Here is a 24,876-nt window from a genome sequence, read left to right as displayed (position 1 = left end):
TTTTTCGTCCAAGGCAATCGACATGACCGACACTCAGAACAAGAACTACATCATTGCCCTTGATCAGGGTACGACCAGCTCGCGCGCGATCATTTTCGACCGCGACGCGAACGTGGTCTGCACCGCGCAGCGCGAATTCGTTCAGCACTATCCGCAGGCCGGTTGGGTCGAGCACGACCCGATGGAAATTTTCGCCACCCAGAGCGCGGTGATGGTTGAAGCGCTGGCCCAGGCCGGCCTGCATCATGACCAGGTCGCCGCGATCGGTATCACCAACCAGCGTGAAACCACTGTGGTCTGGGACAAGACCACCGGCCGTCCGGTCTATAACGCGATCGTCTGGCAGTGCCGCCGCAGCACCGAGATCTGCCAGCAGCTCAAGCGCGATGGTCACGAAGACTACATCCGCGACACCACCGGTCTGGTCACCGACCCGTATTTTTCCGGCACCAAACTGAAGTGGATCCTCGACAACGTCGAAGGCAGCCGCGAGCGTGCGCGCAACGGCGAACTGCTGTTCGGCACCGTCGATAGCTGGCTGATCTGGAAATTCACCGGCGGCAAGGTGCACGTCACCGACTACACCAACGCCTCGCGCACCATGCTCTTCAACATTCACTCGCTGGAGTGGGATTCGAAGATGCTGGAGATCCTCGACATCCCGCGCGAGATGCTCCCGGAAGTCAAAGCCTCCTCGGAAATCTACGGTCGCACCAAGAGCGGCATCGCCATCGGCGGTATCGCCGGCGACCAGCAGGCAGCACTGTTCGGCCAGATGTGTGTCGAGCCGGGCCAAGCGAAAAACACTTACGGTACCGGTTGCTTCCTGCTGATGAACACCGGCGACAAAGCGGTGAAATCCCAGCACGGCATGCTCACCACCATCGCTTGCGGCCCGCGCGGCGAAGTGGCTTATGCTCTGGAAGGCGCCGTGTTCAACGGCGGTTCGACCGTGCAATGGCTGCGCGATGAACTGAAAATCGTCAACGACGCCCACGACACCGAATACTTTGCCAACAAGGTCAAGGACAGCAACGGCGTGTATCTGGTGCCGGCGTTCACCGGTCTCGGCGCACCGTACTGGGACCCGTATGCCCGTGGCGCGCTGTTCGGCCTGACGCGCGGCGTACGCGTGGATCACATCATCCGCGCCGCGCTGGAATCGATCGCCTACCAGACCCGCGACGTACTCGACGCCATGCAACAGGATTCCGGCGAACGCCTGAAAGCCCTGCGCGTGGACGGCGGCGCGGTGGCGAACAACTTCCTCATGCAGTTCCAGGCCGACATCCTCGGCACCCAGGTCGAACGCCCGCAAATGCGCGAAACCACCGCACTCGGCGCGGCTTATCTGGCCGGCCTGGCCTGCGGCTTCTGGGGCAGCCTGGAAGAACTGCGCGGCAAAGCAGTGATCGAGCGCGAGTTCGAACCGAGCCTGGACGAAGTCGAGAAAGAGAAACTCTACAAAGGCTGGAAAAAAGCCGTCAGCCGCACCCGTGACTGGGCGCGTGAGGACGCTGAATAAGCCAGCCTTGAGTTACACATAGGTATCTAACTGGTCGGGAGCGGATTCCTGCGGCATCATGGGCAAATTTTGCACGGCAGCCCAAAGGAAGCCCCATGAATCTGCCTCCCCGTCAGCAGCAAATCCTCGAGCTGGTCCGCGAACGCGGCTATGTGAGCATCGAGGAAATGGCCACGCTGTTCGTTGTCACCCCGCAAACCATCCGCCGCGACATCAATCAGCTCGCGGAAGCCAACCTGCTGCGTCGCTACCACGGTGGCGCCGCGTACGATTCCAGTGTCGAAAACACCGCGTATGCGATGCGCGCCGATCAGATGCGCGACGAAAAACAACGCATCGGCGAAGCCATCGCCGCACAAATCCCCGATCACGCCTCGCTGTTCATCAATATCGGTACCACCACCGAATCGATCGCCCGCGCCCTGCTCAATCACAGCCACCTGAAAATCATCACCAACAACCTGCACGTCGCCTCGATGCTCAGCGCCAAGGATGATTTCGATGTGCTGCTGACTGGCGGTAACGTGCGGCGTGACGGCGGTGTGGTCGGTCAGGCGAGTGTGGATTTCATCAATCAGTTCAAGGTCGATTTCGCACTGGTCGGGATCAGCGGGATCGATGAGGACGGCAGCCTGCTCGACTTCGATTATCAGGAAGTCCGGGTTTCTCAAGCGATCATCGCCAATGCGCGGCAGGTGATCCTGGCGGCGGACTCGAGCAAGTTCGGGCGTAACGCGATGATTCGACTGGGGCCGATCAGCCTGATCGATTGCCTGGTCACCGATCAGCAGCCGGTACCGGCGCTGGCGCAGTTGTTGAGTCAGCACAAGATTCGTCTGGAAGTCGTCTGATCCCTCTGCCTCGCTAACCGAACCGACGCCTTCGCGAGCAGGCTCGCTCCCACACTTGGAATGCATTGCAAAATGTGGGAGCGAGCCTGCTCGCGAAAACAATCGATTACACAACACACTTCTGCGCTCTCGCGCGCGTTCATGTTCGAAAATTTTCTTTTAATCGCCCTTCGATGAGTTTTTTCAATCGAACGCGACTGGCTGCGCGCGTGTTTATCGGCTACCATTTTCGCAAATGAACATTAATGTTCGATTTCCAAGACATAAAACCAAAAGAACCGAGGCCAGCCGATGTCCACCTCTACCTTGCGTACGCCCCCTCTCTCCGAGATCTATGACGTTGCCGTGATTGGCGGCGGGATCAACGGCGTAGGGATCGCAGCGGATGCCGCCGGTCGCGGTCTTTCGGTGTTCCTTTGCGAAAAAGACGACCTGGCCAGCCACACCTCGTCGGCCAGCAGCAAGCTGATCCACGGTGGCCTGCGCTATCTGGAGCATTACGAATTCCGTCTGGTGCGTGAAGCACTGGCTGAGCGCGAAGTGCTGCTGGCGAAAGCGCCGCACATCGTCAAACCGATGCGTTTCGTCCTGCCACACCGCCCGCACCTGCGTCCAGCGTGGATGATTCGTGCCGGCCTGTTCCTTTACGACAACCTCGGCAAGCGCGAAAAATTGCCGGGTTCGAAAAGCCTGAAGTTCGGCGCCGACAGCGCGCTGAAAAGCGAAATCAAGAAAGGCTTCGAATACTCCGACTGCTGGGTCGATGACGCCCGCCTCGTGGTCTTGAACGCCATGGCCGCCCGCGAAAAAGGTGCGCACGTGCATACCCAGACCCGCTGTGTCAGTGCCCGCCGCAGCAAAGGTTTGTGGCATCTGCATCTGGAGCGCGCCGACGGCAGTTTGTTTTCGATCACAGCCAAGGCTCTGGTCAACGCCGCTGGCCCATGGGTGGCCAAGTTCATCCGTGACGACCTGAAGATGGAATCGCCGTATGGCATCCGTCTGATTCAGGGCAGCCACATCATCGTGCCGAAACTGTATGAAGGCGAGCACGCGCACATTCTGCAAAACGAAGATCAACGCATCGTTTTCACCATTCCGTACCTGAACCATTTCACCCTGATCGGCACCACCGACCGCGAGTACACCGGCGACCCGGCGAAAGTGGCGATCACCGAAGGCGAAACCGATTACGTGCTGAAGGTTGTCAACGCTCACTTCAAGAAGCAGCTGAGCCGTGAAGACATCGTGCACAGCTACTCGGGCGTTCGCCCGCTGTGCAACGACGAATCCGACAACCCGTCGGCAGTGACTCGCGATTACACCCTGGCGCTGTCGGGCAGTGCTGAGGAAGCGCCGTTGCTGTCGGTGTTCGGTGGCAAGCTGACCACTTACCGCAAACTCGCCGAATCGGCGATGGCGCAACTGATGCCGTTCTTCACCCAAATGCGCCCGAGCTGGACTGCCACCGCCACCCTGCCCGGCGGCGAAGACATGACCACGCCAGAGGCGCTGAGCGCGCGAATTCGTGACAAGTTCGATTTCGTCCCGACTGAAATCGCCCGACGCTGGGCCGTCACCTACGGCAGCCGCACCTGGCGCATGCTCGAAGGCGTGGAAAGCCTGGCCGACATGGGTGAGCACATCGGCGGCGGGCTCTACACCCGCGAAGTCGATTACCTGTGCAGCGAAGAGTGGGCCACTACGGCGCACGACATCCTGTGGCGCCGCACCAAGCTAGGCTTGTTCACCACAGCGGAGGAACAGCAGAAGCTGTCGACGTATCTGGGCAAGGTTGAGCAGAACCGGAAGATCGAGGCGGCTTGATCTCACCGTTCAAACGAAAGCCCCTGAATCGAGAGATTCAGGGGCTTTTTCGTACCTGCGGCATTCGCCTGTTCCTTGTGAGAGTGAGCCCGCAAGGATTCATTCGGTTTTCCGAACGCGACTCCACAGTCGATTCGGTTAACCGGATCTCATCTTCAACAAATTACCGCCATAAAACTTTAATAACGTTATAAAACAATCGCTTAACTGACTTCGACTGCTCTGGCACGACTCATGCTCTACACTCTCTCGACGAATGCCTGCTGTGCCAACACCTTCAGGAGCCGTCAGGCATTCGAAGCACAAAAAGGGCCGACAAACTGGCTCCATAAAAAAAACAATGTCGAGGAAAATTTGATGCGCATCGTTCCCCATATCCTGGGCGCAGCCATTGCTGCCGCTCTGATCAGCACGCCAGTTTTCGCCGCCGAACTCACCGGCACCCTGAAGAAGATCAAAGAGTCCGGTGTCATCACCCTGGGCCACCGTGACGCCTCCATTCCGTTCTCCTACATCGCTGATGCGTCCGGCAAGCCGGTTGGCTACTCGCACGATATCCAGCTGAAGATCGTCGAAGCGATCAAGAAAGACCTCGACCTGCCGAACCTGCAAGTCAAATACAACCTCGTCACCTCGCAGACCCGTATCCCGCTGGTGCAGAACGGCACCGTGGACGTCGAGTGCGGTTCGACCACCAACAACGTCGAGCGTCAGCAGCAGGTCGACTTCTCCGTCGGCATCTTCGAAATCGGTACCCGTCTGCTGTCCAAGAAAGATTCCAAGTACAAGGATTTCGACGATCTGAAAGGCAAGAACGTCGTGACCACCGCCGGCACCACTTCCGAGCGCATTCTCAAGGCGATGAACGCCGACAAGCAGATGGGCATGAACGTCATCTCCGCCAAAGATCACGGCGAATCCTTCCAGATGCTGGAATCGGGCCGTGCCGTTGCGTTCATGATGGATGACGCGCTGCTGGCCGGCGAAGCCGCCAAGGCCAAGAAAGCCGCCGATTGGGAAGTGACCGGCACACCACAGTCGTACGAAATCTACGGCTGCATGATGCGCAAAGGTGACGAGCCGTTCAAAAAGGCTGTGGATGACGCGATCAAGGCCACCTACGCTTCGGGCGAAATCAACAAGATCTACGAGAAGTGGTTCATGCAGCCGATTCCGCCAAAAGGCCTGAACCTGAACTTCCCGATGAGCGACGAGCTCAAGACCCTGATCGCCAATCCGACCGACAAAGCGGCTGACGACAAGAAGTCCTGATTTTCTGACTAACCTTATCCCCTGAGGAGGCGCCTGCCTTTTCAGGGGATGGTCACTCCCTGCTGGCATTTTTCTGGAAACACTCGAACCGGTGGCTGTCGAGCCGATCGCGTGTGCCCGGTCTTTGAAAAAAGACTGGGGAGGGAACGGAGTTCCCCAGGCGGGCACTTGTACATCGATCGAATCGAGGGGAGACCCTAATGAATTACAACTGGGACTGGGGCGTGTTCTTCAAGTCCACCGGCGTGGGCAGCGAGACATATCTCGACTGGTTCATCTCCGGTCTGGGCTGGACCATTGCCATCGCCATCGTGGCGTGGATCATCGCCCTGCTGCTCGGCTCGCTGCTGGGCATCATGCGCACCGTGCCGAACCGCATCGTATCGGGCATTGCGACCTGCTACGTCGAGCTGTTCCGTAACGTGCCGCTGCTGGTGCAGCTGTTCATCTGGTACTTCCTGGTGCCCGATCTGCTGCCGCCGGATCTGCAGGAGTGGTACAAGCAGGACCTCAACCCGACTACTTCGGCCTACCTGAGCGTTGTCGTCTGCCTCGGTCTGTTCACCGCCGCCCGTGTCTGCGAGCAAGTGCGCACCGGTATCCAGGCGCTGCCTCGTGGCCAGGAATCCGCCGCCCGCGCGATGGGTTTCAAACTGCCACAGATCTACTGGAACGTGCTGCTGCCCCAGGCCTACCGGATCATCATTCCGCCGCTCACCTCGGAATTCCTCAACGTGTTCAAGAACTCCTCCGTGGCGTCCCTGATCGGTTTGATGGAATTGCTGGCGCAGACCAAACAGACCGCCGAGTTCTCGGCCAACCTGTTCGAAGCGTTCACCCTGGCAACGCTGATCTATTTCACCCTCAACATGAGCCTGATGCTGCTGATGCGCCTGGTCGAGAAGAAAGTCGCAGTGCCCGGCCTGATCTCCGTGGGGGGTAAATAATGGAATTCGATTTCAGTGGCATCGTCCCGGCCATTCCCGGTTTGTGGAACGGCATGGTGATGACCCTCAAACTGATGGCCATGGGCGTGATCGGCGGGATGATTCTCGGCACGATCCTCGCGCTGTGCCGTTTGTCGCACAACAAGCTGCTGTCGAGCATCGCTGGCGCCTACGTCAACTATTTCCGCTCGATTCCGCTGCTGCTGGTGATCACCTGGTTCTACCTGGCGGTGCCGTTCGTGCTGCGCTGGATCACCGGCGAAGACACGCCGATCGGTGCGTTTACCTCCTGCGTCGTGGCGTTCATGATGTTCGAAGCGGCGTACTTCTGCGAAATCGTCCGTGCCGGTGTGCAGTCGATTTCCAAGGGCCAGATGGGTGCCGCGCAAGCGCTGGGCATGAACTACGGGCAGATGATGCGCCTGATCATCCTGCCGCAGGCGTTCCGCAAGATGACCCCGCTGCTGCTGCAGCAGAGCATCATCCTGTTCCAGGACACCTCGCTGGTCTACACCGTGGGCCTGGTGGATTTCCTCAACGCCTCGCGCGCCAGCGGCGACATCATCGGCCGCTCCAATGAGTTCCTGATTTTCGCCGGTCTCGTGTACTTCATCATCAGCTTCGCCGCCTCGCGGTTGGTCAAGCGTCTGCAAAAAAGGTTCGCCGTATGATCTCTATCAAAAACATCAACAAGTGGTATGGGGACTTCCAGGTGCTGACTGATTGCAGCACCGAGGTCAAGAAAGGCGAAGTGATCGTGGTCTGCGGCCCGTCGGGTTCAGGCAAGTCGACGCTGATCAAGTGCGTCAACGCCCTGGAGCCGTTCCAGAAAGGTGACGTGGTGGTTGACGGTACGTCGATCGCTGACCCGAAAACCAACCTGCCGAAACTGCGTTCGCGCGTGGGCATGGTGTTCCAGCATTTCGAGCTGTTCCCGCACCTGACCATCACCGAAAACCTGACCATCGCGCAGATCAAGGTGCTCGGCCGCAGCAAGGAAGAGGCGACCAAAAAAGGTCTGCAACTGCTCGAGCGCGTAGGTTTGTCGGCGCACGCCCACAAGCATCCGGGGCAACTGTCCGGTGGTCAGCAACAGCGTGTGGCGATTGCCCGTGCGCTGGCGATGGACCCGATCGTCATGCTGTTCGACGAACCGACCTCGGCGCTCGACCCGGAAATGGTCAATGAAGTGCTCGACGTCATGGTGCAACTGGCGCACGAAGGCATGACCATGATGTGCGTGACCCACGAAATGGGCTTCGCCCGTAAAGTGGCGGACCGGGTGATCTTCATGGACCAGGGCAAGATCATCGAGGACTGCCCGAAAGAGGAATTCTTCGGCGACATCAGCGCCCGCTCCGAACGCGCGCAGCACTTCCTCGAGAAAATCCTGCAGCACTAAAAAACCACGCAGAACCCTGTGGTGTGGCGAGCTTCTGTGGCGAGGGGATTTATCCCCGTTCGGCTGCGAAGCAGTCGTCGAACCGTTAAATCCGGTTTGATCATGAAATGCCGGGGCCGCTTCGCAGCCCAACGGGGATAAATCCCCTCGCCACAGGGTTCACCTCAAACCAATGGTGATGCACAACAAGTGTTGTGGTTGACCCAAGGCATCTGTGATGAAATGCGACCCCACTCTTTATCGCGCTGCAGAGCCATCACTTGCCGTGAAGCCCCGTCTGATCCGTCATCTGTTCCTGCCGCCGCTGATCATCGCCCTGATGGTTGGGCTGGGTTTTATCGGCTTCTGGACCAGTGAACACTTCGGCATCCGCAGCCTCGGCGAGAACGGTCAGCGTCAGCTGGAACTGCACGCCCGCGCGGTCGAAAGCGAGATCAGCAAATACACCTACCTGCCCAGTCTGCTGGAACTCGAAACCAGTGTGCCGCAGTTGCTGGCCGACCCGACCCCGGAGCACCGGCAGACGGTCAACGATTACCTCGAAGGCCTGAACCGCCGCAGCCGCAGCCGCGCCATCTACGTCATGGACACCACCGGCCGGGTCATGGCCACCAGCAACTGGCGCGATGTCGACAGTTATCTGGGTGAGGACCTGTCCTTCCGCGCCTATTTCAAAGACGCCGTGCGCGGCCAGCCCGGGCGTTTCTATGGCATCGGCAGCACCAATGGCGAACCCGGTTACTACCTTGCCCACGGCCTCGAAGAGCACGGCAAGATCATCGGTGTCGCGGTGGTCAAGGTGCGTCTGGAAGCCATGGAAGAACGCTGGCAGCGCGCGCGTCTGGAGGCGTTCGTCAGCGATGAGAACGGCATCATCATTCTCTCCAGCGATCCGGCGAGGCGGCTGAAATCGGTGATCCCGCTCAGCGACGAGGTCAAGGAAAAACTCGCTCGCAGCCTGCAGTACTACTGGTTTCCACTCAACGAACTGCAACCGCTGGCCCGCGAGACACTGGCCGAAGGCGTGGAGAAACTGACCTTCCCGGCCAACAGCGAATTGCAGCCCGACGAAGACGACATCAGCTATCTGGCGCAAACCCGACTGCTGAGCGACACGCCGTGGAATTTCACCCTGCTCACGCCGTTGCAGGACCTGCGCCGCGAAGCGATCAACCAAGGCATTCTGGTGGCGGTAGCGTTCGCCCTGTTCGCCTTCCTACTGATTGCCTGGAACGAGCGGCGCAAAGTCCTCGCCACCCGCCTCGCCGCCCGCGAAGCGTTGCAGGAAGCCAACAGCCAACTCGAACGTCGGATTACCGAACGCACCGCCGATCTGCGCGCCAGCAACGAACGCCTGAAGAGTCAGATCCGCGAGCGCCGCCAGGCCGAAGAGACGTTGCGCCGCGCTCAGGATGAACTGGTGCAGGCCGGCAAACTCGCCGCCATCGGCCAGATGTCGACCAGCATTGCCCATGAACTGAACCAGCCGCTGGCGGCGATGCGCACGCTGTCGGGCAACACCGTGCGCTTTCTCGAGCGCGGCCAGCTCGACGTCGCCAGCACCAACCTCAAGACCATCAACGACCTGATCGACCGCATGGGCCGGATCACCGCCAGCCTGCGTTCGTTTGCCCGGCGCGGCGACAACAAGGGTCAGGCCAGTCTCGGCAAAGCCGTCGACGCCGCCTTGCAAGTGCTCGGCGCGCGCGTGGAAAACACCGCGCTGCAGATTCACCGGCAGTTTGCCGATGTGCAATTGCTGATCGATCAGACCCGCCTCGAACAGATCCTCGTCAACCTGATCGGCAACGCCCTCGACGCCATGCACGCGCAACCGCAGCCGCAGCTGTGGCTGGAGGGTGAAGAATTCAACGGCAAGTATCGCTTGCGGGTGCGCGACAATGGCCACGGCATCGACGCCGAAGCGCGCAAGCATCTGTTCGAACCGTTCTTCACCACCAAGCCCGGCGAGCAAGGCCTGGGACTGGGCCTGACCCTGTCCGCCAGCCTCGCCGCCGCTACCGGCGGGCACCTGGGTGTCGAACACCCGGCCGGCGGTGGCACCACTTTCGTCCTCAGTTTACCGTTGGTAAGCCCTACTCCTGCCGAGCCAATATGAACCACGAACTCAGTGTGTTGATTGTCGAAGACGACCCCCATGTGCTGCTCGGCTGCCAACAGGCGCTGACCCTCGAAGACATTCCGTGCATCGGCGTCGGCAGTGCCGAAGAAGCACTGGCGCAGGTCGGCGACAACTTTGCCGGCATCGTCATCAGCGACATCCGCCTGCCGGGCATCGATGGCCTGGAATTGCTCACCCGCCTCAAGCAGCGTGATCGCAGCCTGCCGGTGGTGCTGATCACCGGCCACGGCGACATTTCCATGGCCGTCGGCGCGATGCAGAAAGGCGCTTACGACTTCATGGAAAAACCGTTTTCGCCGGAGCGTCTGGTAGACGTCGCGCGACGGGCGCTGGAGCAACGCAGCCTCGCCCGTGAGGTTTCCTCGTTGCGTCGGCAACTGGCTGAACGCGACTCCCTTGAAGGGCGGATCATCGGCCGTTCACCAGCGATGCAGAACCTGCGCGAACTGATTGCCAACGTCGCCGACACTTCGGCCAACGTCTTGATCGAAGGCGAGACCGGCACCGGCAAGGAACTGGTCGCCCGTTGCCTGCACGATTTCAGTCGGCGCCACAGCAAACAGTTCGTCGCGCTGAACTGCGGCGGCCTGCCGGAAAACCTCTTTGAAAGCGAGATCTTCGGCCACGAAGCCAACGCCTTCACTGGCGCCGGCAAACGCCGCATCGGCAAGATCGAGCACGCCGACGGCGGTACGCTGTTCCTCGACGAAGTGGAAAGCATGCCGCTGCCGTTGCAGATCAAACTGCTGCGCGTATTGCAGGAACGCACCCTCGAACGCCTCGGTTCGAACCAGAGCGTGGCAGTGGATTGCCGGGTGATCGCAGCGACCAAGTCCGACCTCGATGAGTCGAGCAAGGCCGGCGAGTTTCGCAGCGACTTGTACTACCGCCTCAACGTCGTGACCCTGGAATTGCCACCGCTGCGCGAACGCCGCGAAGACATCCTGCAACTGTTCGAGCATTTCACCCAGCAGTCGGCGCTGCGCTTCGACCGCGCGCTGCCGGAGCTGGATAACCAGACCCTGTCGAACCTGATGAGCCACGACTGGCCGGGCAACGTGCGCGAACTGCGCAACGTCGCCGAACGCTTCGCCCTCGGCCTGCCGGCCTTCAAGAAATCCGGGGCCAGCGCCGGCCAGGGTCTGGCGTTTGCCGAAGCGGTGGAAGCGTTCGAGCGCAATCTGCTGGTCGACGCCTTGCAACGCAGCGGCGGCAACCTGACCCAGGCCAGCCAGGAACTGGGCATGGCCAAGACCACGCTGTTCGACAAAGTCAAAAAGTACGGGCTGAGCCACTGATGGATCTGATTCTCAAAGCCGCTATCGGCGCCGCAGTGGTGCTGATCCTCGCGGCACTGTCCAAGACCAGAAATTACTACATCGCTGGGCTGGTACCGCTGTTCCCGACCTTTGCCCTGATTGCGCACTACATCGTCGGCAAGGGCCGCTCGGTCGACGACCTGAAGACCACGATCGTGTTTGGGATGTGGTCGATCATTCCCTACTTCGTCTATCTGGCGACGTTGTACGTGATGGTCGACCGCATGCGCCTGGAAGCGTCACTGGCGGTGGCGGCGGTGGCCTGGTTGATAGCGGCGACGGTGCTGGTCAGCGTGTGGGTCCGGCTGCATGCCTGAACCCACGCGCATCTGCCTCTAGCGACCGTAGACTCGGGCCAGTTGCGCGGACGACAAGGCATCCTCGAACGGCACCGGCACTGACTTCACCGCACCGTAGAGATTGCGGTAGCGCCAGTAGTTGCCGTTCTGCGCCAGTTGATAACCGCGCTCGACCACGCGCTGGCCGTCGAGCACGTAACGCAGGGTTTCCTGCGCGGCGGGCGGTGGCGTCGGTTGCATCAGATCGGCACTCAATACGCGCATGGATTCATCAATGCATTCATCCAGCACGGCGGTGACCTTGGCCAGTTCAAGGGCGCCGTCATCAATGCATTGCTTGCCGCAACGACGTATCGGCTGACTGGCCACTTCGATGCGCATGCGGTACAGCGGCGAGCCGGCGATATCCTGCAATTGCACCTGATTGACCAGCACGAAACTGCCGCGATCGGGCGTCAGCATCAGCTTCGGTTCGATCAGCAAGCGTGCCGTGACCGCACCTGCCCCCTGCTTGAATCCGGACACCTGCGACGCCGCCTGAAAACGCTGTTGCAAGCGCTCCTGCAACGGCACGCCAGCAAGCAGGTCGGCCAGCGGCCGCGATTCGTTCAGCGCGGCTTTTTCGGCATCGCGCTGTAACGTACCGGAACCCATTTGCGTGTTGATCAGGCTGGCCACCAGAATCCCCGCCAACCCGGCGCCCGCGCCGGAGCTCGACACCAGTGTGTAGCTGGAATTGGCCGCGTTCACCGCCGCCTTGCTGTCGATCACCGTGCTGGCGCCGACGAATTCCGCCGGCAGTTGCACGTCGACCTTCAGCCCGTGTGCCTGCACATAGCTCATGGCGGCCTGATCCTTGAAACCGGCCTCGGGTGCCGGTTTCTGCGCACAGCCAGGCAACGCCAGCAGCGAGATCGCCGCGAAGGTCAGCGCCAGACGTTTCATTGCGCGAACGGGGCGATCATTTGCTGACGGCTGTTATCCATCGCCTGATAAAACGCGTTGGACAGGTTGGTGTAGGACGGCTCGTCCCACTCGCCTTGCGCGGCTTGCACAGCGGCGAATGGCTGGTACCACAAGAGTTTGTTGTCCGACAGATCGATCACCATGCCCTGGCCGCCGACCTGGGCCATCGGCACGCTGGTGGGCACGATGCTGTAGTAGCTGCGGGTGGCACCGGTGGCATAAATCGACACCAGCAATAGACGGTCGATGCCGTGGGCAGCTTTCATCGGCGACAGGTCCTTGGTCATGTAGCCCTCGCGGAAATCGACTTCCTTGAAGGTCTTCAGATCGACCTTTTCATCAATGCGCTTGGCCTTGTAGCCCTTGGCTTGCAGCTTGGCGACGATGGCGTCGGGCAGGGTTTCCAGATCGCGCACCTGCCAGGTCTCGACATTGGCGCTGAGCTTGCTGTTGACGCCGGCATTGATGGCGTAATCGAGGATGCCCTGATTGCCGGTCAGCGCCAGCACCGGCGACGGTACGACGGTAATGGCCACACCGATGGTCGGCTCTTTGGCATCCCAGAACTGTTTGTCCAGGGCCACGGGCGGTTGCACATGAGCGCAGCCGGTGAGAGTCAGTACGGCGAGCAGAGCCAGCGCGGCCCATTGACGTGTAGCGCGAAAAATCATGGATCAAGTCCCTATGTCTGAAAACGTTCCTGCGCCTTATCGGCAACAACGCGGCAAACAATAGTGGCACATTGATATTTTTTTGGCGACAGGATGCTGGCACTGTTACAGCAGATTGTTCGGCGCCGCCGGATCGACCTGCGCCCAATGCGAAGTATCCTCGCGATGCGCCTGCAGATACGGCAGCACCGCCGCCAGCAACGGTTCCTTGAACGCTTCCTGAAAACGATGCGCCAGCCCCGGAATCAGTTTCAACTGACTGCCCTGAATGTGCGCCGCCAGATGTACGCCGTGCATCACCGGCAGCAGCGGATCTGCCGTGCCATGCACCACCAAGGTCGGCACTCGCAGTTGATTGAGCAAAGCCACGCGACTGGGTTCGGCAAGTATCGCCATGATCTGCCGTTTGACGCCTTCGGGGTTGAACGCGCGGTCGTAGGACGCCGCCGCCTGTTGCAACAGCGCTTGGCGATCATCGTTTACCGCCGGGCTACCGAGTGCCGCGAGCAGATCGGCCTGTTGCTCCAGCGCCACTTCACGGTTCGGCGCACCCCGCCGCGAGAGCAACTGCACCAGCGCCGCACTCGGCGCCGGCAGGCCTTCAGCGCCGGAAGTGGTCATGATCAGCGTCAGGCTTTCCACCCGCTGCGGCGCCATCGCCGCCATGTGCTGGGCGATCATTCCGCCCATGCTCGCGCCGAGCACGTGGAATTGCTCGACCTTCAGCGCGGTCATCAAACCCAGCGCATCTTCGGCCATGTCAGTCAGGCTGTAAGGGGCCGAGACCGGCAGACCGAGTTTGTAACGCAGCACTTCGAAGGTCAGATTGGCCTCGATCGGCGCCTGCCGCCAGGTCGACAGGCCGACGTCGCGGTTGTCGTAGCGGATCACCCGGAAACCCTGCTGGCACAAAGCGACAACCACTTCATCCGGCCAGTGAATCAACTGCCCACCCAGGCCCATGACCAGCAACAGCGCCGGGTCTGATGCGCGGCCGATACTTTGATAGGCAAGACTGACCTGCGCCAGCTCGGCGTGCTCGGTCGGCACGTTGACATCGCAGCGTCCGGCTGCAAACGAGCCGGCCCCGAACAAAAGCGCGGCCAACGCGGCCGCGACTGAAAACAATCTCTTGAACATGAAAAACACCAAAACGCAGCACCCCAGTAGAGCGCGAGTCTGATGAAGTTCGTGCGAGCGCGCTGCCACAGTTGCATGACAGTTTGATGAAGAGTGCCGAGCGGTCGGCTGTCGATTGCATCGCCGGATCCTGGCCGGCAGATCGACAAAGCGTGCTTCATGAGACAAACTCACCTTCCACGCATTCGTCACAAGTTTTCTTCATGGAGCCCGCCGGTGCTTGAAATCCGACATCTGAAAACCCTGCATGCCCTGCGCGAGGCCGACAGCCTGGTCGACGCCGCCGACCGTTTGCATCTGACACAGTCAGCACTGTCGCACCAATTCAAAGAGCTGGAAGAGCGCATGGGCATGCAATTGTTCGTGCGCAAGACCAAACCGGTGCGCTTCACCAGCGCCGGTCTGCGCCTGCTGCAACTGGCCGACGCCACTCTGCCGCTGTTGCGTGCTGCGGAACGGGACATTGGTCGGCTGGCCGGTGGCACCGCCGGGCGTCTGCACATGGCGATCGAATGCCACAGCTGCTTCCAGTGGCTGATGCCGACCATCGACCAGTTCCGCGATGCCTGGCCGGAAGTCGAGCTGGACCTGGCTTCGGGTTTCGCTTTCGCCCCGCTGCCGGCACTGGCCCGTGGCGATCTGGATCTGGTGGTGACCTCCGATCCGCTGGAAATTGCCGGCATCACTTACGTGCCGCTGTTCACTTACGAAGCCATGCTCGCGGTGGCCAATCAGCATGCGCTGGCGAGCAAGCCGTACATCGTTCCCGAAGACTTGCTGACGGAAACGCTGATCACCTACCCGGTGGAACGCGATCGCCTGGACATCTTCACCCGCTTCCTCGAACCGGCCGACATTGAACCGGCGCAGGTGCGCACGTCGGAACTGACGGTGATGATGATGCAACTGGTCGCCAGCGGCCGTGGCGTCTGCGGCATGCCGCACTGGGCGCTGCATGAATACAGCTCGCGCGGTTATGTGAAGGGCAAACGGTTGGGTGAAAAGGGCTTGTTCGCGACACTGTACGCGGCGATTCGCACCGACATGCTCGACGCGCCGTACATGCGCGATTTCCTCCTGACCGCTAAGGACACCTCGTTTTCGACCCTCGATGGTGTCAGCGCCGTACGCTGATTTTTCCGAGCAAGAGTTCCCCCTGTGGGAGCGAGCCTGCTCGCGAAAGCGGTGGATGATTCAGCGATGATGTCGGCTGGACGGACGCCTTCGCGAGCAGGCTCGCTCCCACAAGGATTGTCGTGGTGGGTCAGAGCTGGCGCCACATGTGGATCTTGTCGAAGTAGTCTTCGCCCACCCGCACCGCCAGCGGTTCGAGGCCGTACTGAATGAAGCCGCAACGCTGGTACAACTGAAAAGCCGCGTCATTGCCGGCGGTGACGGTGAGCTGCAGCAGTTTCAGCGCCGGATGCTTTTGCGCCTCGGACAGAGCCGCTTGGACCAGATCAAACCCTAGACCCTTGCGACGAAAATCCGCCGAGACATACATGCCGAACAGCGTGGCCTTGTGGCGCGCCTTCTCGCGCGGTTCGAACGCCAGGCCGACAATCCCGGCCAACGTCCCGGCATCGAATGCCCCCAGCACCACATCGAGTTTGCTGGTCAGGCGCCCTTCCCACCAACTCAATGGCATCACCGCGCGTTCGCGCACGCTGGAGGTGAACGCTTGCGGATGCCGGTCATAGGCTTCAAGCATCAGTTCGCGGTAAGCCAGGGCATGGCTGGCATCCAGCCGTTCGATCCACACCTCAGGCGGTCCGGCGTTGTTCGAGCATCAGCCGTACGGCGAGGCCGCCGAGCACCAGGCCCATGAAATAACGCTGCATCGCCAACCACGTCGGATTGCGCACGAACCACGAGGCAATGCCTGCGGCGAACAGCGCGATCAACAGATTGACGCTGAAGCTGACGCTGATCTGCGTCAGGCCGAGGATGATGCTTTGGGTGAACACCGAGCCGTGCTCAGGGCTGATGAACTGCGGAAACACCGACAGATAGAACACGGCGATTTTCGGGTTCAGCGCACTGGTGAGAAAGCCCATGGTGATCAATTTGCGCGACGAGTCCGGCGGCAATTGCTGCGCTTCGAACGGCGAACGTGCGCCGGGTTTCAGCGCTTGCCAGGCCAGCCACAGCAGGTACAACGCGCCGGCCCATTTCAACACTTCATAAGCCATCGGCACGGCGAGAAACACCGCCGTCAAACCCGCCGCCGCGGCGAACATATGCACGAAGAACCCGCCGACCACGCCAAGCAACGAAGTCACTCCGGCGCGGCGCCCCTGACAGATCGACCGCGAGATCAGATAGATCATGTTCGGCCCCGGCGTCAGCACCATCAGCAATGCGGCGGCGGCAAATATCAGCAAGTCTTGCAGCGGGATCATGGCGGAGTCCTTTGCGGGAATGATCAGGCGAGTGCAGTCAATGAACGGCGATAGAACGGCAGGATGTGTTCGCGTGTCAATGGCGCCAGCTCGAGCGCCGGATCAGTAGCCGGATCGACCCAGATGACTTCCTCGATTTCCGCCGCCGGACACACGTCAGTATCGATGGTCAGTTGAAATATTTCCGCATGGACAATGAAGCCCGGCTCGTTGGCGGCGGGGGCGGAAAAGCTGTTGAGGAAAATCGCCTGCGCCGGGTCGATCTGCAGCCCGAGTTCTTCTTCCAGCTCACGGGCCAATGCGTGCACTGGCAACTCGTGGGCTTCGATCTTGCCACCCGGTTGCATGAACGCCGTGGTGCCGCGCTTGCGCACCAGCAGAGTCTGGCCTTGCGGGTTGAGCAGCAGCGCAGCGGCGATATGAATGGTCGACATAAAGGAATCCCTTGGCGCAAAAGCGCCAAGGATCCCATGCCCGTCAGAGGGAAGCCAAGCCACGAAGCTCAGGTCGCTTCCTGAAAATCCAGTTCCGGCGGCTGACGGCGGAAACCACCCGTCAGCACGGCGAGATACACCACACCAATCGCCAGCCAGCTCAGCCCCAGCCACACCGCCAGATGATCAAGGCTGACCATCAGCCACAGGTCGGCGACCAGACCGATCAGCGGGCAGAGCAGAAACAGCAGCAGCTCGCGCGGGCCTTTTTTCTCGCCGCCGATCCAGTAGTGGAAGATCACCGACAGGTTGACCAGGCTGAACGCCAGGAACGCGCCGAAGTTGATGAACGAGGTCGAGGTGGTAACGTCGAGTTTCAGCGCCAGCAACGCCACCGCCGCGCACAACAGAATGCTGTTGACCGGGGTGCCGAAACGCGCGTGCAAGGTGCCGAAAAACGACTTCGGCAAGACGCCGTCGCGGCCCATGGCGAACAACAGTCGCGAACCACTTGCCTGGGCCGACAGCCCCGAGGCGAACTGGCCGACGATCAGGCCGATCAGGAAGATCGACACGAACAGGTCGCCACCGATATTGCGCGCAATTTCATAGGCTGCCGAGTCGACGCTGTCGAACTGGAACGATGGATGAGCGATCTGCACGAAGTACGAAACGCCGACGAAGATCAGGCCGCCAATCAGGGTGATCAGCATGATCGCCCGGGGAATGGTGCGGCGTGGATCGCGGGTCTCTTCGGTCAGGGTGCTCACAGCGTCAAAGCCAAGGAATGAATAGCAGGCAATCGCCGCGCCGCTCATGATCAGCGGCATCTGCATGTCGCCGTTGAAGAAAGGTTTGATCGACCACAGCGGCGTGCTCGCATCGCCGCCGATGTAGTGCACGCACAGCGCAACGAAGGCAATCAATACGAGGAACTGCACCAGCATCAGCAAGGCGTTGATGCCGTTGGCCAGTTTCAGCCCGACGATGTTGATCGCACTGGTGATGCCGATGAACGCCAGCACCCAGATCCACTGCGGGATCGACGGGAACGCCGAGGCCAGATAAGCGGCGCCGATCAGCCAGATGGCCATGGGCAGGAACAGGTAATCGAGCAACACCGCCCAGCCGGCAATGAAACCGAGTTTCGGGCTGATTGCCTTGCGCACGTAGCTGTAAGCCGAACCGGCCACCGGAAAGGCAGCGGCCATGCGCCCGTAACTCATGGCGGTGAAGAACATCGCCACCAGCGCCGTCAGGTAGGCGGCCGGCACCATGCCGGCGGTGGACTGGGCGAGGATGCCGAAAGTGCCGAGGACAATGATCGGCGTCATGTAGGCGATGCCGAACAGCACCACCGACCCTAGCGAAAGGGTGCGTTGCAAACGAGCCATGGGCGACTTACTCCGAATGTTATTGGATTTATGGCAGAGCCGGGTTCGGCAAAAATTTCGGGTGTGGCTGATCGTTCCCACGCTCTGCGTGGGAATGCCTCAATGGACGCTCTGCGTCCGCTCTTGGGACGCGGAGCGTCCCGGGCTGCGTTCCCACGCAGAGCGTGGGAACGATCAGGTACAGCAGGTCAAGGAATCAGCAGCTCGCGCAGACCAGAAGCCTGCTCCACCACCTCCCCCGGCAACTTCAAACGCTGATCATCCAGATAGCGATAATCCTTGCGCGCAATCTCCAGTTGCGTGAAATCCAGCTCGACACTGAACCGCCCTTCTTCGCGTCCGGCCTCGAACAGCAGCGCACCCAACGGATCGACCAGCGCGCTGCCGCCGGCAAACACCAGGCCGTCATCCCCTGCATCAACGCGATTGACCATCAGCGCAAACGCCTGGTTTTCCTGGGCGCGGGCCATGATCGCGGTGCGGTGGGTCGGGCCGTACGGGTCCATGTTGCCGTTGGTGACGATGAGCAATTCCGCACCCAGTTGCGCCAGGGCGCGGGCGGTTTCCGGGAACTCGATGTCGTAGCAGACCAACAGGCCCACGCGCACACCGTTCCACACGCAGGTGGCGTAACGGTCGCCGGCTTCGAACACGCCGCGATCCGAAGCCCACAGATGGGTCTTGCGGTATTTCAGGGCGATGCCTTCGGGTGTGATCAGCAGCGTGGTGTTGTAGAAGCGGCCGTTGTCGTTCTCGGCCATGCCGATCACCACAGCGATGTCACGCTCACGCGCTGCTGCGAGCACGGCGCTGACGGTCGGGCCGTCGAGCGGTTCGGCGATCTGCGCCACGGTTTCGGCGTTGGGGAAGCCCATCAGGTGGGTTTCCGGGAACACGATCATCTGCGTGTCGGCCGCGCAGGCAGCAATCGCCGCCAGTGCGCGTTGCAGGTTGTAAGCCGTGTCGTTGTCACGGCCCGCCAGTTGGGCGAGTTCGACTTTCATGGTTATCCCTTGTTATGTGGCCCGGCCCGGAAAGATTGCCCGGTGCCTGTCTGTGGGCCAGTATGCGCAGCAAGCAACCGGCCAGGGAATCACGCGGCCGGGGTAACCCGATAGGGGTAGATCGATGACACTTTCGTTGAATGACATCACTTGGCACCGCGCCGTCGGGCAATTGATCGACGCGCTCGACAAGCCGAATTTCTGGGCGCAACTGGTGCGCCTGCTAGAGCAGTACGTGGCGTTCGATAGCTGGGTGGTGCTGCTGTTCAGCGCCGATCAGCATCCGCAAGTCTTCGCCGAATGCCCCGGCGAGGACGGCAGCCCGGACCCGCTGTTCCAGGATTACCTGCGCGGGCTGTATCTGCTCGATCCGTTCTACATCGCCTGCCGCGAGCACTCGCGCACCGGCCTGTATCGCCTCTCGGAAGTCGCGCCGGAGCATTTCGAGCTGACCGAGTACTACCAGCGATACTTTCGTCTGAATGTGGTGGCCGACGAAATCCAGTTCAATTGCCAGCTCGAAGGCGAGCGCACGCTGTGCCTGTCGCTGGGCAGTGAAAAACGTTTCACTGGTGAACAGATCGCTTTGCTGTCTTTGATTCAACCGTGGGTGCTGGGTCTGTTGCGCCAGCGCTTGCCATACGAGATCAACGAAACCGTGGCCCTCGCCGTCGCACCTGCGCAGGCAGACTGGCGGGTGCAACTGGAAGCCTCGGTGCAACAGCTCAAGGGCGCTCAATTGACCGCGCGGGAACTGGACGTCGGGCGTTTGATGCTCAGCGGTTGTTCCAGTAAGGAAATCGCCCGCAAGCTGGAAATCTCCGTGGAAACCGTGAAAGTCCATAAGAAACACATGTACAGCAAGCTGGGGATCAAATCCCAGTCCGAGCTGTTTTCGATTTTTCTGCAGGCGCAGAACGCCTGAAACAGTGTGCTTAACGCTTTTTGTGGGAGCGAGCCTGCTCGCGAAGAGGCCCGCATGGCCGACATCAAGGTTGGCTGGTCCGCCGTCTTCGCGAGCAGGCTCGCTCCCACAGAAATGCGTGCCGTTGCACAAAATTGAGTCCGAACCAAGGAAACCGTATGAGCCTGTCTTTGCTGAGCCGCTACGCCTTCTTTGCCGTCTGCGTGATTTTCACCCTCGCCAGCCTGCCCTTTCTCGAACATGACTGGCTGTGGCCGATCACTGCCGTCACTGGGGTGCTGAGCCTGCTCGGCGTGTTCGACTTGTTGCAGACGCGCCATGCAGTGCGCCGCAATTATCCGATTCTGGGCAACATCCGTTATCTGGTCGAAGGCATCCGCCCGGAGATTCGTCAATATCTACTCGAATCCGACAGCGACGCCCTGCCCTTTTCCCGCGCCCAGCGTTCGCTGGTGTACTCGCGAGCGAAAAACGAAACCGCCGACAAACCGTTCGGCACGCTGATCGACGTCTACCAGTCCGGCTTCGAATTCATCGGCCACTCGATGCGCCCGGCGCCGTTGAGTGACCCGAACGGTTTCCGCGTCACTGTCGGCGGGCCGCAGTGCACGCAGCCCTACTCGGCGTCGATCTTCAATATTTCGGCAATGAGCTTCGGCTCGCTCAGCGCCAACGCCATTCGCGCCTTGAACCAGGGCGCGAAACTCGGCAACTTTGCCCACGACACCGGTGAAGGCAGCATCAGCCCGTATCACCGCGAACACGGCGGCGATCTGACCTGGGAGCTGGGCAGCGGCTACTTCGGCTGCCGCACCAGCGACGGCCGTTTCGACCCGGAGCGCTTCGCCGTACAGGCACAGAATCCGCAAGTGCGCATGATTGAAATCAAGATGAGCCAGGGCGCCAAACCCGGCCACGGCGGCATCCTGCCCAAGCACAAGGTCACCAAAGAAATCGCAGAGACCCGCGGCATCCTGATGGGCGAAGACTGCGTTTCGCCGTCGCGCCACAGTGCGTTTTCCACGCCGATCGAAATGATGCAGTTCATCCAGCAACTGCGCGAACTGTCCGGTGGCAAGCCGGTGGGCTTCAAGTTCTGCCTCGGCCATCCGTGGGAATTCATGGGCATTGCCAAGGCCATGCTGGAAACCGGCATTCTTCCCGACTTCATCGTCGTCGATGGCAAGGAAGGCGGCACTGGCGCAGCGCCTGTGGAGTTCACCGACCACATCGGCGTGCCGATGCGCGAAGGCCTGTTGTTCGTGCACAACACGCTGGTCGGCCTGAACCTGCGCGACAAGATCAAACTCGGTGCCAGCGGCAAGATCGTCAGCGCCTTCGACATCGCCAGCGTGCTGGCCATCGGCGCCGACTGGGCCAACTCGGCGCGCGGCTTCATGTTCGCCATCGGCTGCATCCAGTCGCAGTCGTGCCACACCAACAAATGCCCGACCGGCGTCGCCACCCAGGACGCCCTGCGCCAACGCGCTCTGGTGGTGCCGGACAAGGCCCAGCGCGTCTACAACTTCCATCGCAGCACGCTCAAAGCGCTGGCGGAGATGCTCGCTGCCGCCGGGCTCGATCATCCATCGCAACTGTCGGCCAAGCATCTGGTGCGTCGCATGTCGGCAACCGAGATCAAACTGTTCTCGCAGCTGCATGTGTTTCTGAAACCGGGGGAATTGCTTACTGGCGAAGTGAATGGCGAGTTCTATTCGCGGATGTGGCAGATGGCACGGGCGGACAGTTTTGAGCCGCAGGAAGTGGTAGCGGCGTAAGACTGGCGATCAGCTCGCTCGAACCAAAAAAGCCCCGATCTTGCGACCGGGGCTTTGTTTTTTTCAGCGGCTGGAACTTACGAAATCGAACGCACCGCGTCTTGCGAAACCTGGTTCGGCTGCAACTTGAACACGTAAAACAACACCGTCAGCAACACCAGAAACGCCGGCCCGACATACAGCGCCACGCGGGTATCCGGGAAGTACGCCATCAGGCCGACCACCAGTACCAGAAACGCCAAGGCGAAATACGAACTGACCGGGTACAGCCACATTTTGTACTTGAGCCCGGCACGTTCGCTGGCGCTCAGGCCTTTGCGGAATTTCAGCTGGGCGAGGAGGATCATCACCCAGGTCCAGATCGCACCGAAGGTGGCAATCGAGGTGACCCAGACGAAGACCTTTTCCGGCACCAGATAGTTGAGCATTACGCCCAGCAGCAACACCGCGATCGACAGCAACAGTGCCCGACGCGGCACGCCGTTGTTCGAGGTCTTGGCGAAACCGGCCGGGGCCTGGCCGTTCTGCGCCAGGCTGTAGAGCATGCGCCCGGTGCTGAAGATGCCGCCGTTGCACGACGACAGCGCCGCAGTAATCACCACGAAATTGATGATGCCGGCGGCGGTCTTGATGCCCAGACGCTCGAAGGTCATCACGAACGGGCTGCCCTGGGTGCCGATTTCGTTCCACGGGTAGATCGACAGAATCACGAACAGCGCGCCGACGTAGAACAGCAGAATCCGCCAGAACACCGAGCCGATTGCGTCAGGAATGGTCTTTTGCGGATTCTTCGCTTCACCGGCGGTCAGGCCGATCATCTCGACACCGAGGTAGGCGAACATGACCATTTGCAGCGACATCAGCACACCGGTCACGCCGTTGGGCATGAAACCGCCGTGGGCCCACAGGTTGGAAATGCCCAGCGCCACGCCGTCATTGCCGAAACCGAAGGCGATGATGCCGATGCCGCCGATGACCATGGCAATGATGGTGACAATCTTGATCAGGGCGAACCAGAATTCGAATTCGCCGAAGGCTTTCACCGCGATCAGGTTGATCGAGCCCATGCTGATCAACGCCGCCAGGGCCCAGATCCAGCGCGGCACATCCGGGAACCAGATACCCATGTACACCGCCACCGCAGTGATTTCCGCGACGCAGGTGACCAGCCACAGAAACCAGTAATTCCAACCGGTGAGAAAGCCTGCCAGCGGACCGAGATAGTCCTGCGCGTAGCGGCTGAACGAACCGGCCACCGGGTTATGCACGGCCATTTCGCCGAGTGCGCGCATGATCACCAGGATCGCCAGACCACCAAGGATGTAGGAAAGCATGATCGCCGGGCCGGCCATCTGGATGGCTTTGGCCGAACCGAGAAACAGACCGACGCCGATACAGGCACCGAGTGCCATCAGGCGGATATGCCGTTCGCCGAGTTCACGTTTGAGCGGACCGCCCGAAGCGGTGTCGTCGTGCGGCAGAGGATTGCCAACTGGCATAGGGGTACAACCTCGTCTTGTTATTGGATATGACCACCGGGTTTCGAAGCGTCGGCCGATAGGCCTTGGCTGGGCAGGAAACCGCGTCTGCTTCATGGGCTGACGCGTCTTGCAGGGCGGGCCTGAAAGATCAGCGGGGCGTGCAGTATAAAAAGCTCAGGGCAGGATTTTTCACTCTAAAAGTCACAACATTCAGCGACAACTCTCGGCAATAGTGGGTTCCTCGGAGAGGCATTACCTGCATTACGTAGGAAAAGTCGCCACTGAAAAAGCCGCGAAGTATTGCACAGCGATGGTGCAGCGTCATGTTTCAGCTCTGGGGCATTTGATCCACTGTGTGATGTCTCGCCTCGCTTGATCACGGATAAATCGCCCTACGGATTCAGAAATTTCGTTCAACAGTTGCAGCGCCGACCGGGGCGGCCAACCACTAACCTTTGAAAAAGCCAGGAGCACATGCAAGGAAGCTCACATGCCAGTCCGCCCCAATTCCCACCGTCTGCGCCAAGGTCGTTTCTCGGAAAACGGTCGTGCCTATTTCATCACCTCCGTCATCCACGAACGCCAGCCCGTATTTGCAGATTGGCAGGCCGGCCGATTACTGGTTGCCGAACTGCGCCGGGCTCATGAGCAAGGAGTCGCGCAATCCATCGCCTGGGTTGTCATGCCTGACCACTTTCATTGGCTGATGCAATTGCAACGAGGCTCACTTGGCGAAGTCATCGGCGGTGTAAAGGCTCGCTGTACGCATGCGGTTAACAGAAAAACCGGACGTCACGGACCGCTGTGGCAAACCGGCTACCACGACCGTGCGATCCGTGACGGCGAGGACCTGGAGCCCTTTGCCCGCTACATCATCAATAATCCTTTGCGAGCCGGGCTGGTCGATAACCTCGGTGACTACCCGCTTTGGGATGCCTGCTGGCTCTGAGCGCCATAGTTCTATGGAATAGGTGTATCTATTGTGGCGAGGGGATTCATCCCCGCTCGGCTGCGAAGCAGGCGCAACTTGCTGACATGCGGTGTGCCTGCATAAACCGTGGAGGCAGGTTTCGGGGCTGCTTTGCAGCCCAACGGG

At 60.5% G+C, this 24,876-nt stretch carries 23 protein-coding genes; 14 read left to right on the top strand and 9 right to left on the bottom strand.

Annotated elements, in window-relative coordinates; genetic code table 11:
• Positions 1 to 22 precede the first annotated feature (22 nt).
• The 10 genes from glpK to AC0IXA_RS24420 all read left to right on the top strand — a co-directional run bounded on the left by glpK (position 23) and on the right by AC0IXA_RS24420 (position 11,603).
• Positions 23 to 1,525: a glycerol kinase GlpK gene (glpK, locus tag AC0IXA_RS24465; protein ID WP_471814659.1), complete on the top strand. Its 1,503-nt coding sequence runs from the start codon at positions 23 to 25 to the stop codon at positions 1,523 to 1,525.
• Between the two features lie 95 nt (positions 1,526 to 1,620).
• Positions 1,621 to 2,376, top strand: a complete 756-nt coding sequence (locus tag AC0IXA_RS24460; RefSeq protein ID WP_007953179.1) for a DeoR/GlpR family transcriptional regulator — start codon at positions 1,621 to 1,623, stop codon at positions 2,374 to 2,376.
• A gap of 291 nt (positions 2,377 to 2,667) precedes the next feature.
• On the top strand, positions 2,668 to 4,203 hold the full coding sequence (gene glpD, locus AC0IXA_RS24455) for a glycerol-3-phosphate dehydrogenase (protein WP_471814658.1): 1,536 nt from the start codon (positions 2,668 to 2,670) through the stop codon (positions 4,201 to 4,203).
• Between the two features lie 357 nt (positions 4,204 to 4,560).
• The gene (locus AC0IXA_RS24450) at positions 4,561 to 5,475 is read left to right on the top strand and encodes a glutamate/aspartate ABC transporter substrate-binding protein (RefSeq protein WP_095181779.1); all 915 of its coding nucleotides are present in this window, start codon (positions 4,561 to 4,563) and stop codon (positions 5,473 to 5,475) included.
• A 200-nt stretch (positions 5,476 to 5,675) separates the two neighbouring features.
• Entirely contained in the window at positions 5,676 to 6,422 is a 747-nt protein-coding gene (locus AC0IXA_RS24445; RefSeq protein ID WP_016773392.1) for an amino acid ABC transporter permease, read from the top strand.
• The gene (locus tag AC0IXA_RS24440) at positions 6,422 to 7,093 is read left to right on the top strand and encodes an amino acid ABC transporter permease (protein WP_016773391.1); all 672 of its coding nucleotides are present in this window, start codon (positions 6,422 to 6,424) and stop codon (positions 7,091 to 7,093) included. The genes AC0IXA_RS24445 and AC0IXA_RS24440 overlap by 1 nt, the downstream gene beginning before the upstream one ends.
• On the top strand, positions 7,090 to 7,824 hold the full coding sequence (locus AC0IXA_RS24435; protein ID WP_016773390.1) for an amino acid ABC transporter ATP-binding protein: 735 nt from the start codon (positions 7,090 to 7,092) through the stop codon (positions 7,822 to 7,824). Before AC0IXA_RS24440 ends, AC0IXA_RS24435 begins: the two co-directional genes overlap by 4 nt.
• Positions 7,825 to 8,041: 217 nt before the next feature.
• Positions 8,042 to 9,943 carry a two-component sensor histidine kinase AauS gene (aauS, locus tag AC0IXA_RS24430; protein ID WP_073473185.1) on the top strand — a complete coding sequence of 634 codons (1,902 nt, stop codon included), beginning with the start codon at positions 8,042 to 8,044 and terminating at the stop codon, positions 9,941 to 9,943.
• Positions 9,940 to 11,265 carry a two-component response regulator AauR gene (aauR, locus tag AC0IXA_RS24425; RefSeq protein WP_016773388.1) on the top strand — a complete coding sequence of 442 codons (1,326 nt, stop codon included), beginning with the start codon at positions 9,940 to 9,942 and terminating at the stop codon, positions 11,263 to 11,265. The genes aauS and aauR overlap by 4 nt, the downstream gene beginning before the upstream one ends.
• An 8-nt stretch (positions 11,266 to 11,273) precedes the next feature.
• The gene (locus AC0IXA_RS24420; protein ID WP_172834034.1) at positions 11,274 to 11,603 is read left to right on the top strand and encodes a GlpM family protein; all 330 of its coding nucleotides are present in this window, start codon (positions 11,274 to 11,276) and stop codon (positions 11,601 to 11,603) included.
• 18 nt (positions 11,604 to 11,621) lie between these two features.
• Here the strand turns inward: AC0IXA_RS24420 and AC0IXA_RS24415 are convergent, their stop codons facing one another.
• From AC0IXA_RS24415 to AC0IXA_RS24405, 3 genes are all read right to left on the bottom strand, one after another.
• Positions 11,622 to 12,530, bottom strand: coding sequence for a hypothetical protein (locus tag AC0IXA_RS24415; RefSeq protein ID WP_471814657.1), 909 nt, complete (start codon positions 12,528 to 12,530; stop codon positions 11,622 to 11,624).
• On the bottom strand, positions 12,527 to 13,222 hold the full coding sequence (locus AC0IXA_RS24410; RefSeq protein WP_024014168.1) for a hypothetical protein: 696 nt from the start codon (positions 13,220 to 13,222) through the stop codon (positions 12,527 to 12,529). Before AC0IXA_RS24410 ends, AC0IXA_RS24415 begins: the two co-directional genes overlap by 4 nt.
• 105 nt (positions 13,223 to 13,327) lie before the next feature.
• Positions 13,328 to 14,362 (bottom strand): alpha/beta fold hydrolase, encoded by a 1,035-nt coding sequence (locus AC0IXA_RS24405; RefSeq protein WP_471814656.1) that lies wholly within the window; start codon positions 14,360 to 14,362, stop codon positions 13,328 to 13,330.
• Between the two features lie 216 nt (positions 14,363 to 14,578).
• Between AC0IXA_RS24405 and metR the strand changes: the two genes are divergently transcribed.
• A complete protein-coding gene (metR, locus tag AC0IXA_RS24400; RefSeq protein ID WP_016773382.1) occupies positions 14,579 to 15,496 on the top strand; it encodes a transcriptional regulator MetR in 918 nt (305 codons plus the stop codon).
• 130 nt (positions 15,497 to 15,626) lie between these two features.
• Here metR and AC0IXA_RS24395 read toward each other — a convergent pair whose 3' ends face one another.
• From AC0IXA_RS24395 to AC0IXA_RS24375, 5 genes are all read right to left on the bottom strand, one after another.
• On the bottom strand, positions 15,627 to 16,124 hold the full coding sequence (locus tag AC0IXA_RS24395) for a GNAT family N-acetyltransferase (RefSeq protein WP_341638882.1): 498 nt from the start codon (positions 16,122 to 16,124) through the stop codon (positions 15,627 to 15,629).
• Between the two features lies 1 nt (position 16,125).
• The gene (locus AC0IXA_RS24390; RefSeq protein WP_101162108.1) at positions 16,126 to 16,764 is read right to left on the bottom strand and encodes a LysE family translocator; all 639 of its coding nucleotides are present in this window, start codon (positions 16,762 to 16,764) and stop codon (positions 16,126 to 16,128) included.
• A 23-nt stretch (positions 16,765 to 16,787) separates the two neighbouring features.
• Entirely contained in the window at positions 16,788 to 17,198 is a 411-nt protein-coding gene (locus AC0IXA_RS24385; protein WP_071173448.1) for an NUDIX hydrolase, read from the bottom strand.
• A 68-nt stretch (positions 17,199 to 17,266) separates the two neighbouring features.
• Positions 17,267 to 18,592, bottom strand: a complete 1,326-nt coding sequence (locus tag AC0IXA_RS24380; RefSeq protein WP_341638880.1) for an APC family permease — start codon at positions 18,590 to 18,592, stop codon at positions 17,267 to 17,269.
• A 188-nt stretch (positions 18,593 to 18,780) separates the two neighbouring features.
• Entirely contained in the window at positions 18,781 to 19,596 is an 816-nt protein-coding gene (locus AC0IXA_RS24375; RefSeq protein ID WP_471814655.1) for a carbon-nitrogen hydrolase family protein, read from the bottom strand.
• Positions 19,597 to 19,720: 124 nt separating this feature from the next.
• Between AC0IXA_RS24375 and AC0IXA_RS24370 the strand changes: the two genes are divergently transcribed.
• Both AC0IXA_RS24370 and AC0IXA_RS24365 read left to right on the top strand, forming a co-directional pair.
• Complete coding sequence (locus AC0IXA_RS24370; RefSeq protein WP_125917676.1) at positions 19,721 to 20,521, top strand: helix-turn-helix transcriptional regulator; 801 nt, start codon at positions 19,721 to 19,723, stop codon at positions 20,519 to 20,521.
• Between the two features lie 158 nt (positions 20,522 to 20,679).
• Positions 20,680 to 22,299, top strand: a complete 1,620-nt coding sequence (locus AC0IXA_RS24365) for an FMN-binding glutamate synthase family protein (RefSeq protein ID WP_122691339.1) — start codon at positions 20,680 to 20,682, stop codon at positions 22,297 to 22,299.
• A 77-nt stretch (positions 22,300 to 22,376) separates the two neighbouring features.
• Here AC0IXA_RS24365 and AC0IXA_RS24360 read toward each other — a convergent pair whose 3' ends face one another.
• Entirely contained in the window at positions 22,377 to 23,798 is a 1,422-nt protein-coding gene (locus tag AC0IXA_RS24360; RefSeq protein WP_471814654.1) for an amino acid permease, read from the bottom strand.
• A gap of 472 nt (positions 23,799 to 24,270) precedes the next feature.
• Between AC0IXA_RS24360 and AC0IXA_RS24355 the strand changes: the two genes are divergently transcribed.
• Positions 24,271 to 24,729, top strand: a complete 459-nt coding sequence (locus tag AC0IXA_RS24355) for an REP-associated tyrosine transposase (RefSeq protein ID WP_129997588.1) — start codon at positions 24,271 to 24,273, stop codon at positions 24,727 to 24,729.
• Positions 24,730 to 24,876: the final 147 nt, after the last annotated feature.

This window comes from Pseudomonas sp. AC083 (assembly GCF_979253165.1).
Note: the sequence above shows the minus strand (reverse complement) of the source record. Positions and strands in the feature narration are given on the sequence as shown.

What these genes read in the sequence shown, in the direction of transcription:
- glpK (WP_471814659.1), top strand. Translation starts at nt 23, where the DNA reads ATGACCGACACTCAGAACAAGAACTACATCATTGCCCTTGATCAGGGT.
- AC0IXA_RS24460 (WP_007953179.1), top strand. Translation starts at nt 1,621, where the DNA reads ATGAATCTGCCTCCCCGTCAGCAGCAAATCCTCGAGCTGGTCCGCGAA.
- glpD (WP_471814658.1), top strand. Translation starts at nt 2,668, where the DNA reads ATGTCCACCTCTACCTTGCGTACGCCCCCTCTCTCCGAGATCTATGAC.
- AC0IXA_RS24450 (WP_095181779.1), top strand. Translation starts at nt 4,561, where the DNA reads ATGCGCATCGTTCCCCATATCCTGGGCGCAGCCATTGCTGCCGCTCTG.
- AC0IXA_RS24445 (WP_016773392.1), top strand. Translation starts at nt 5,676, where the DNA reads ATGAATTACAACTGGGACTGGGGCGTGTTCTTCAAGTCCACCGGCGTG.
- AC0IXA_RS24440 (WP_016773391.1), top strand. Translation starts at nt 6,422, where the DNA reads ATGGAATTCGATTTCAGTGGCATCGTCCCGGCCATTCCCGGTTTGTGG.
- AC0IXA_RS24435 (WP_016773390.1), top strand. Translation starts at nt 7,090, where the DNA reads ATGATCTCTATCAAAAACATCAACAAGTGGTATGGGGACTTCCAGGTG.
- aauS (WP_073473185.1), top strand. Translation starts at nt 8,042, where the DNA reads ATGAAATGCGACCCCACTCTTTATCGCGCTGCAGAGCCATCACTTGCC.
- aauR (WP_016773388.1), top strand. Translation starts at nt 9,940, where the DNA reads ATGAACCACGAACTCAGTGTGTTGATTGTCGAAGACGACCCCCATGTG.
- AC0IXA_RS24415 (WP_471814657.1), bottom strand. Translation starts at nt 12,530, where the DNA reads ATGAAACGTCTGGCGCTGACCTTCGCGGCGATCTCGCTGCTGGCGTTG.
- AC0IXA_RS24410 (WP_024014168.1), bottom strand. Translation starts at nt 13,222, where the DNA reads ATGATTTTTCGCGCTACACGTCAATGGGCCGCGCTGGCTCTGCTCGCC.
- AC0IXA_RS24405 (WP_471814656.1), bottom strand. Translation starts at nt 14,362, where the DNA reads ATGTTCAAGAGATTGTTTTCAGTCGCGGCCGCGTTGGCCGCGCTTTTG.
- AC0IXA_RS24390 (WP_101162108.1), bottom strand. Translation starts at nt 16,764, where the DNA reads ATGATCCCGCTGCAAGACTTGCTGATATTTGCCGCCGCCGCATTGCTG.
- AC0IXA_RS24385 (WP_071173448.1), bottom strand. Translation starts at nt 17,198, where the DNA reads ATGTCGACCATTCATATCGCCGCTGCGCTGCTGCTCAACCCGCAAGGC.
- AC0IXA_RS24380 (WP_341638880.1), bottom strand. Translation starts at nt 18,592, where the DNA reads ATGGCTCGTTTGCAACGCACCCTTTCGCTAGGGTCGGTGGTGCTGTTC.
- AC0IXA_RS24375 (WP_471814655.1), bottom strand. Translation starts at nt 19,596, where the DNA reads ATGAAAGTCGAACTCGCCCAACTGGCGGGCCGTGACAACGACACGGCT.
- AC0IXA_RS24370 (WP_125917676.1), top strand. Translation starts at nt 19,721, where the DNA reads ATGACACTTTCGTTGAATGACATCACTTGGCACCGCGCCGTCGGGCAA.
- AC0IXA_RS24365 (WP_122691339.1), top strand. Translation starts at nt 20,680, where the DNA reads ATGAGCCTGTCTTTGCTGAGCCGCTACGCCTTCTTTGCCGTCTGCGTG.
- AC0IXA_RS24360 (WP_471814654.1), bottom strand. Translation starts at nt 23,798, where the DNA reads ATGCCAGTTGGCAATCCTCTGCCGCACGACGACACCGCTTCGGGCGGT.
- AC0IXA_RS24355 (WP_129997588.1), top strand. Translation starts at nt 24,271, where the DNA reads ATGCCAGTCCGCCCCAATTCCCACCGTCTGCGCCAAGGTCGTTTCTCG.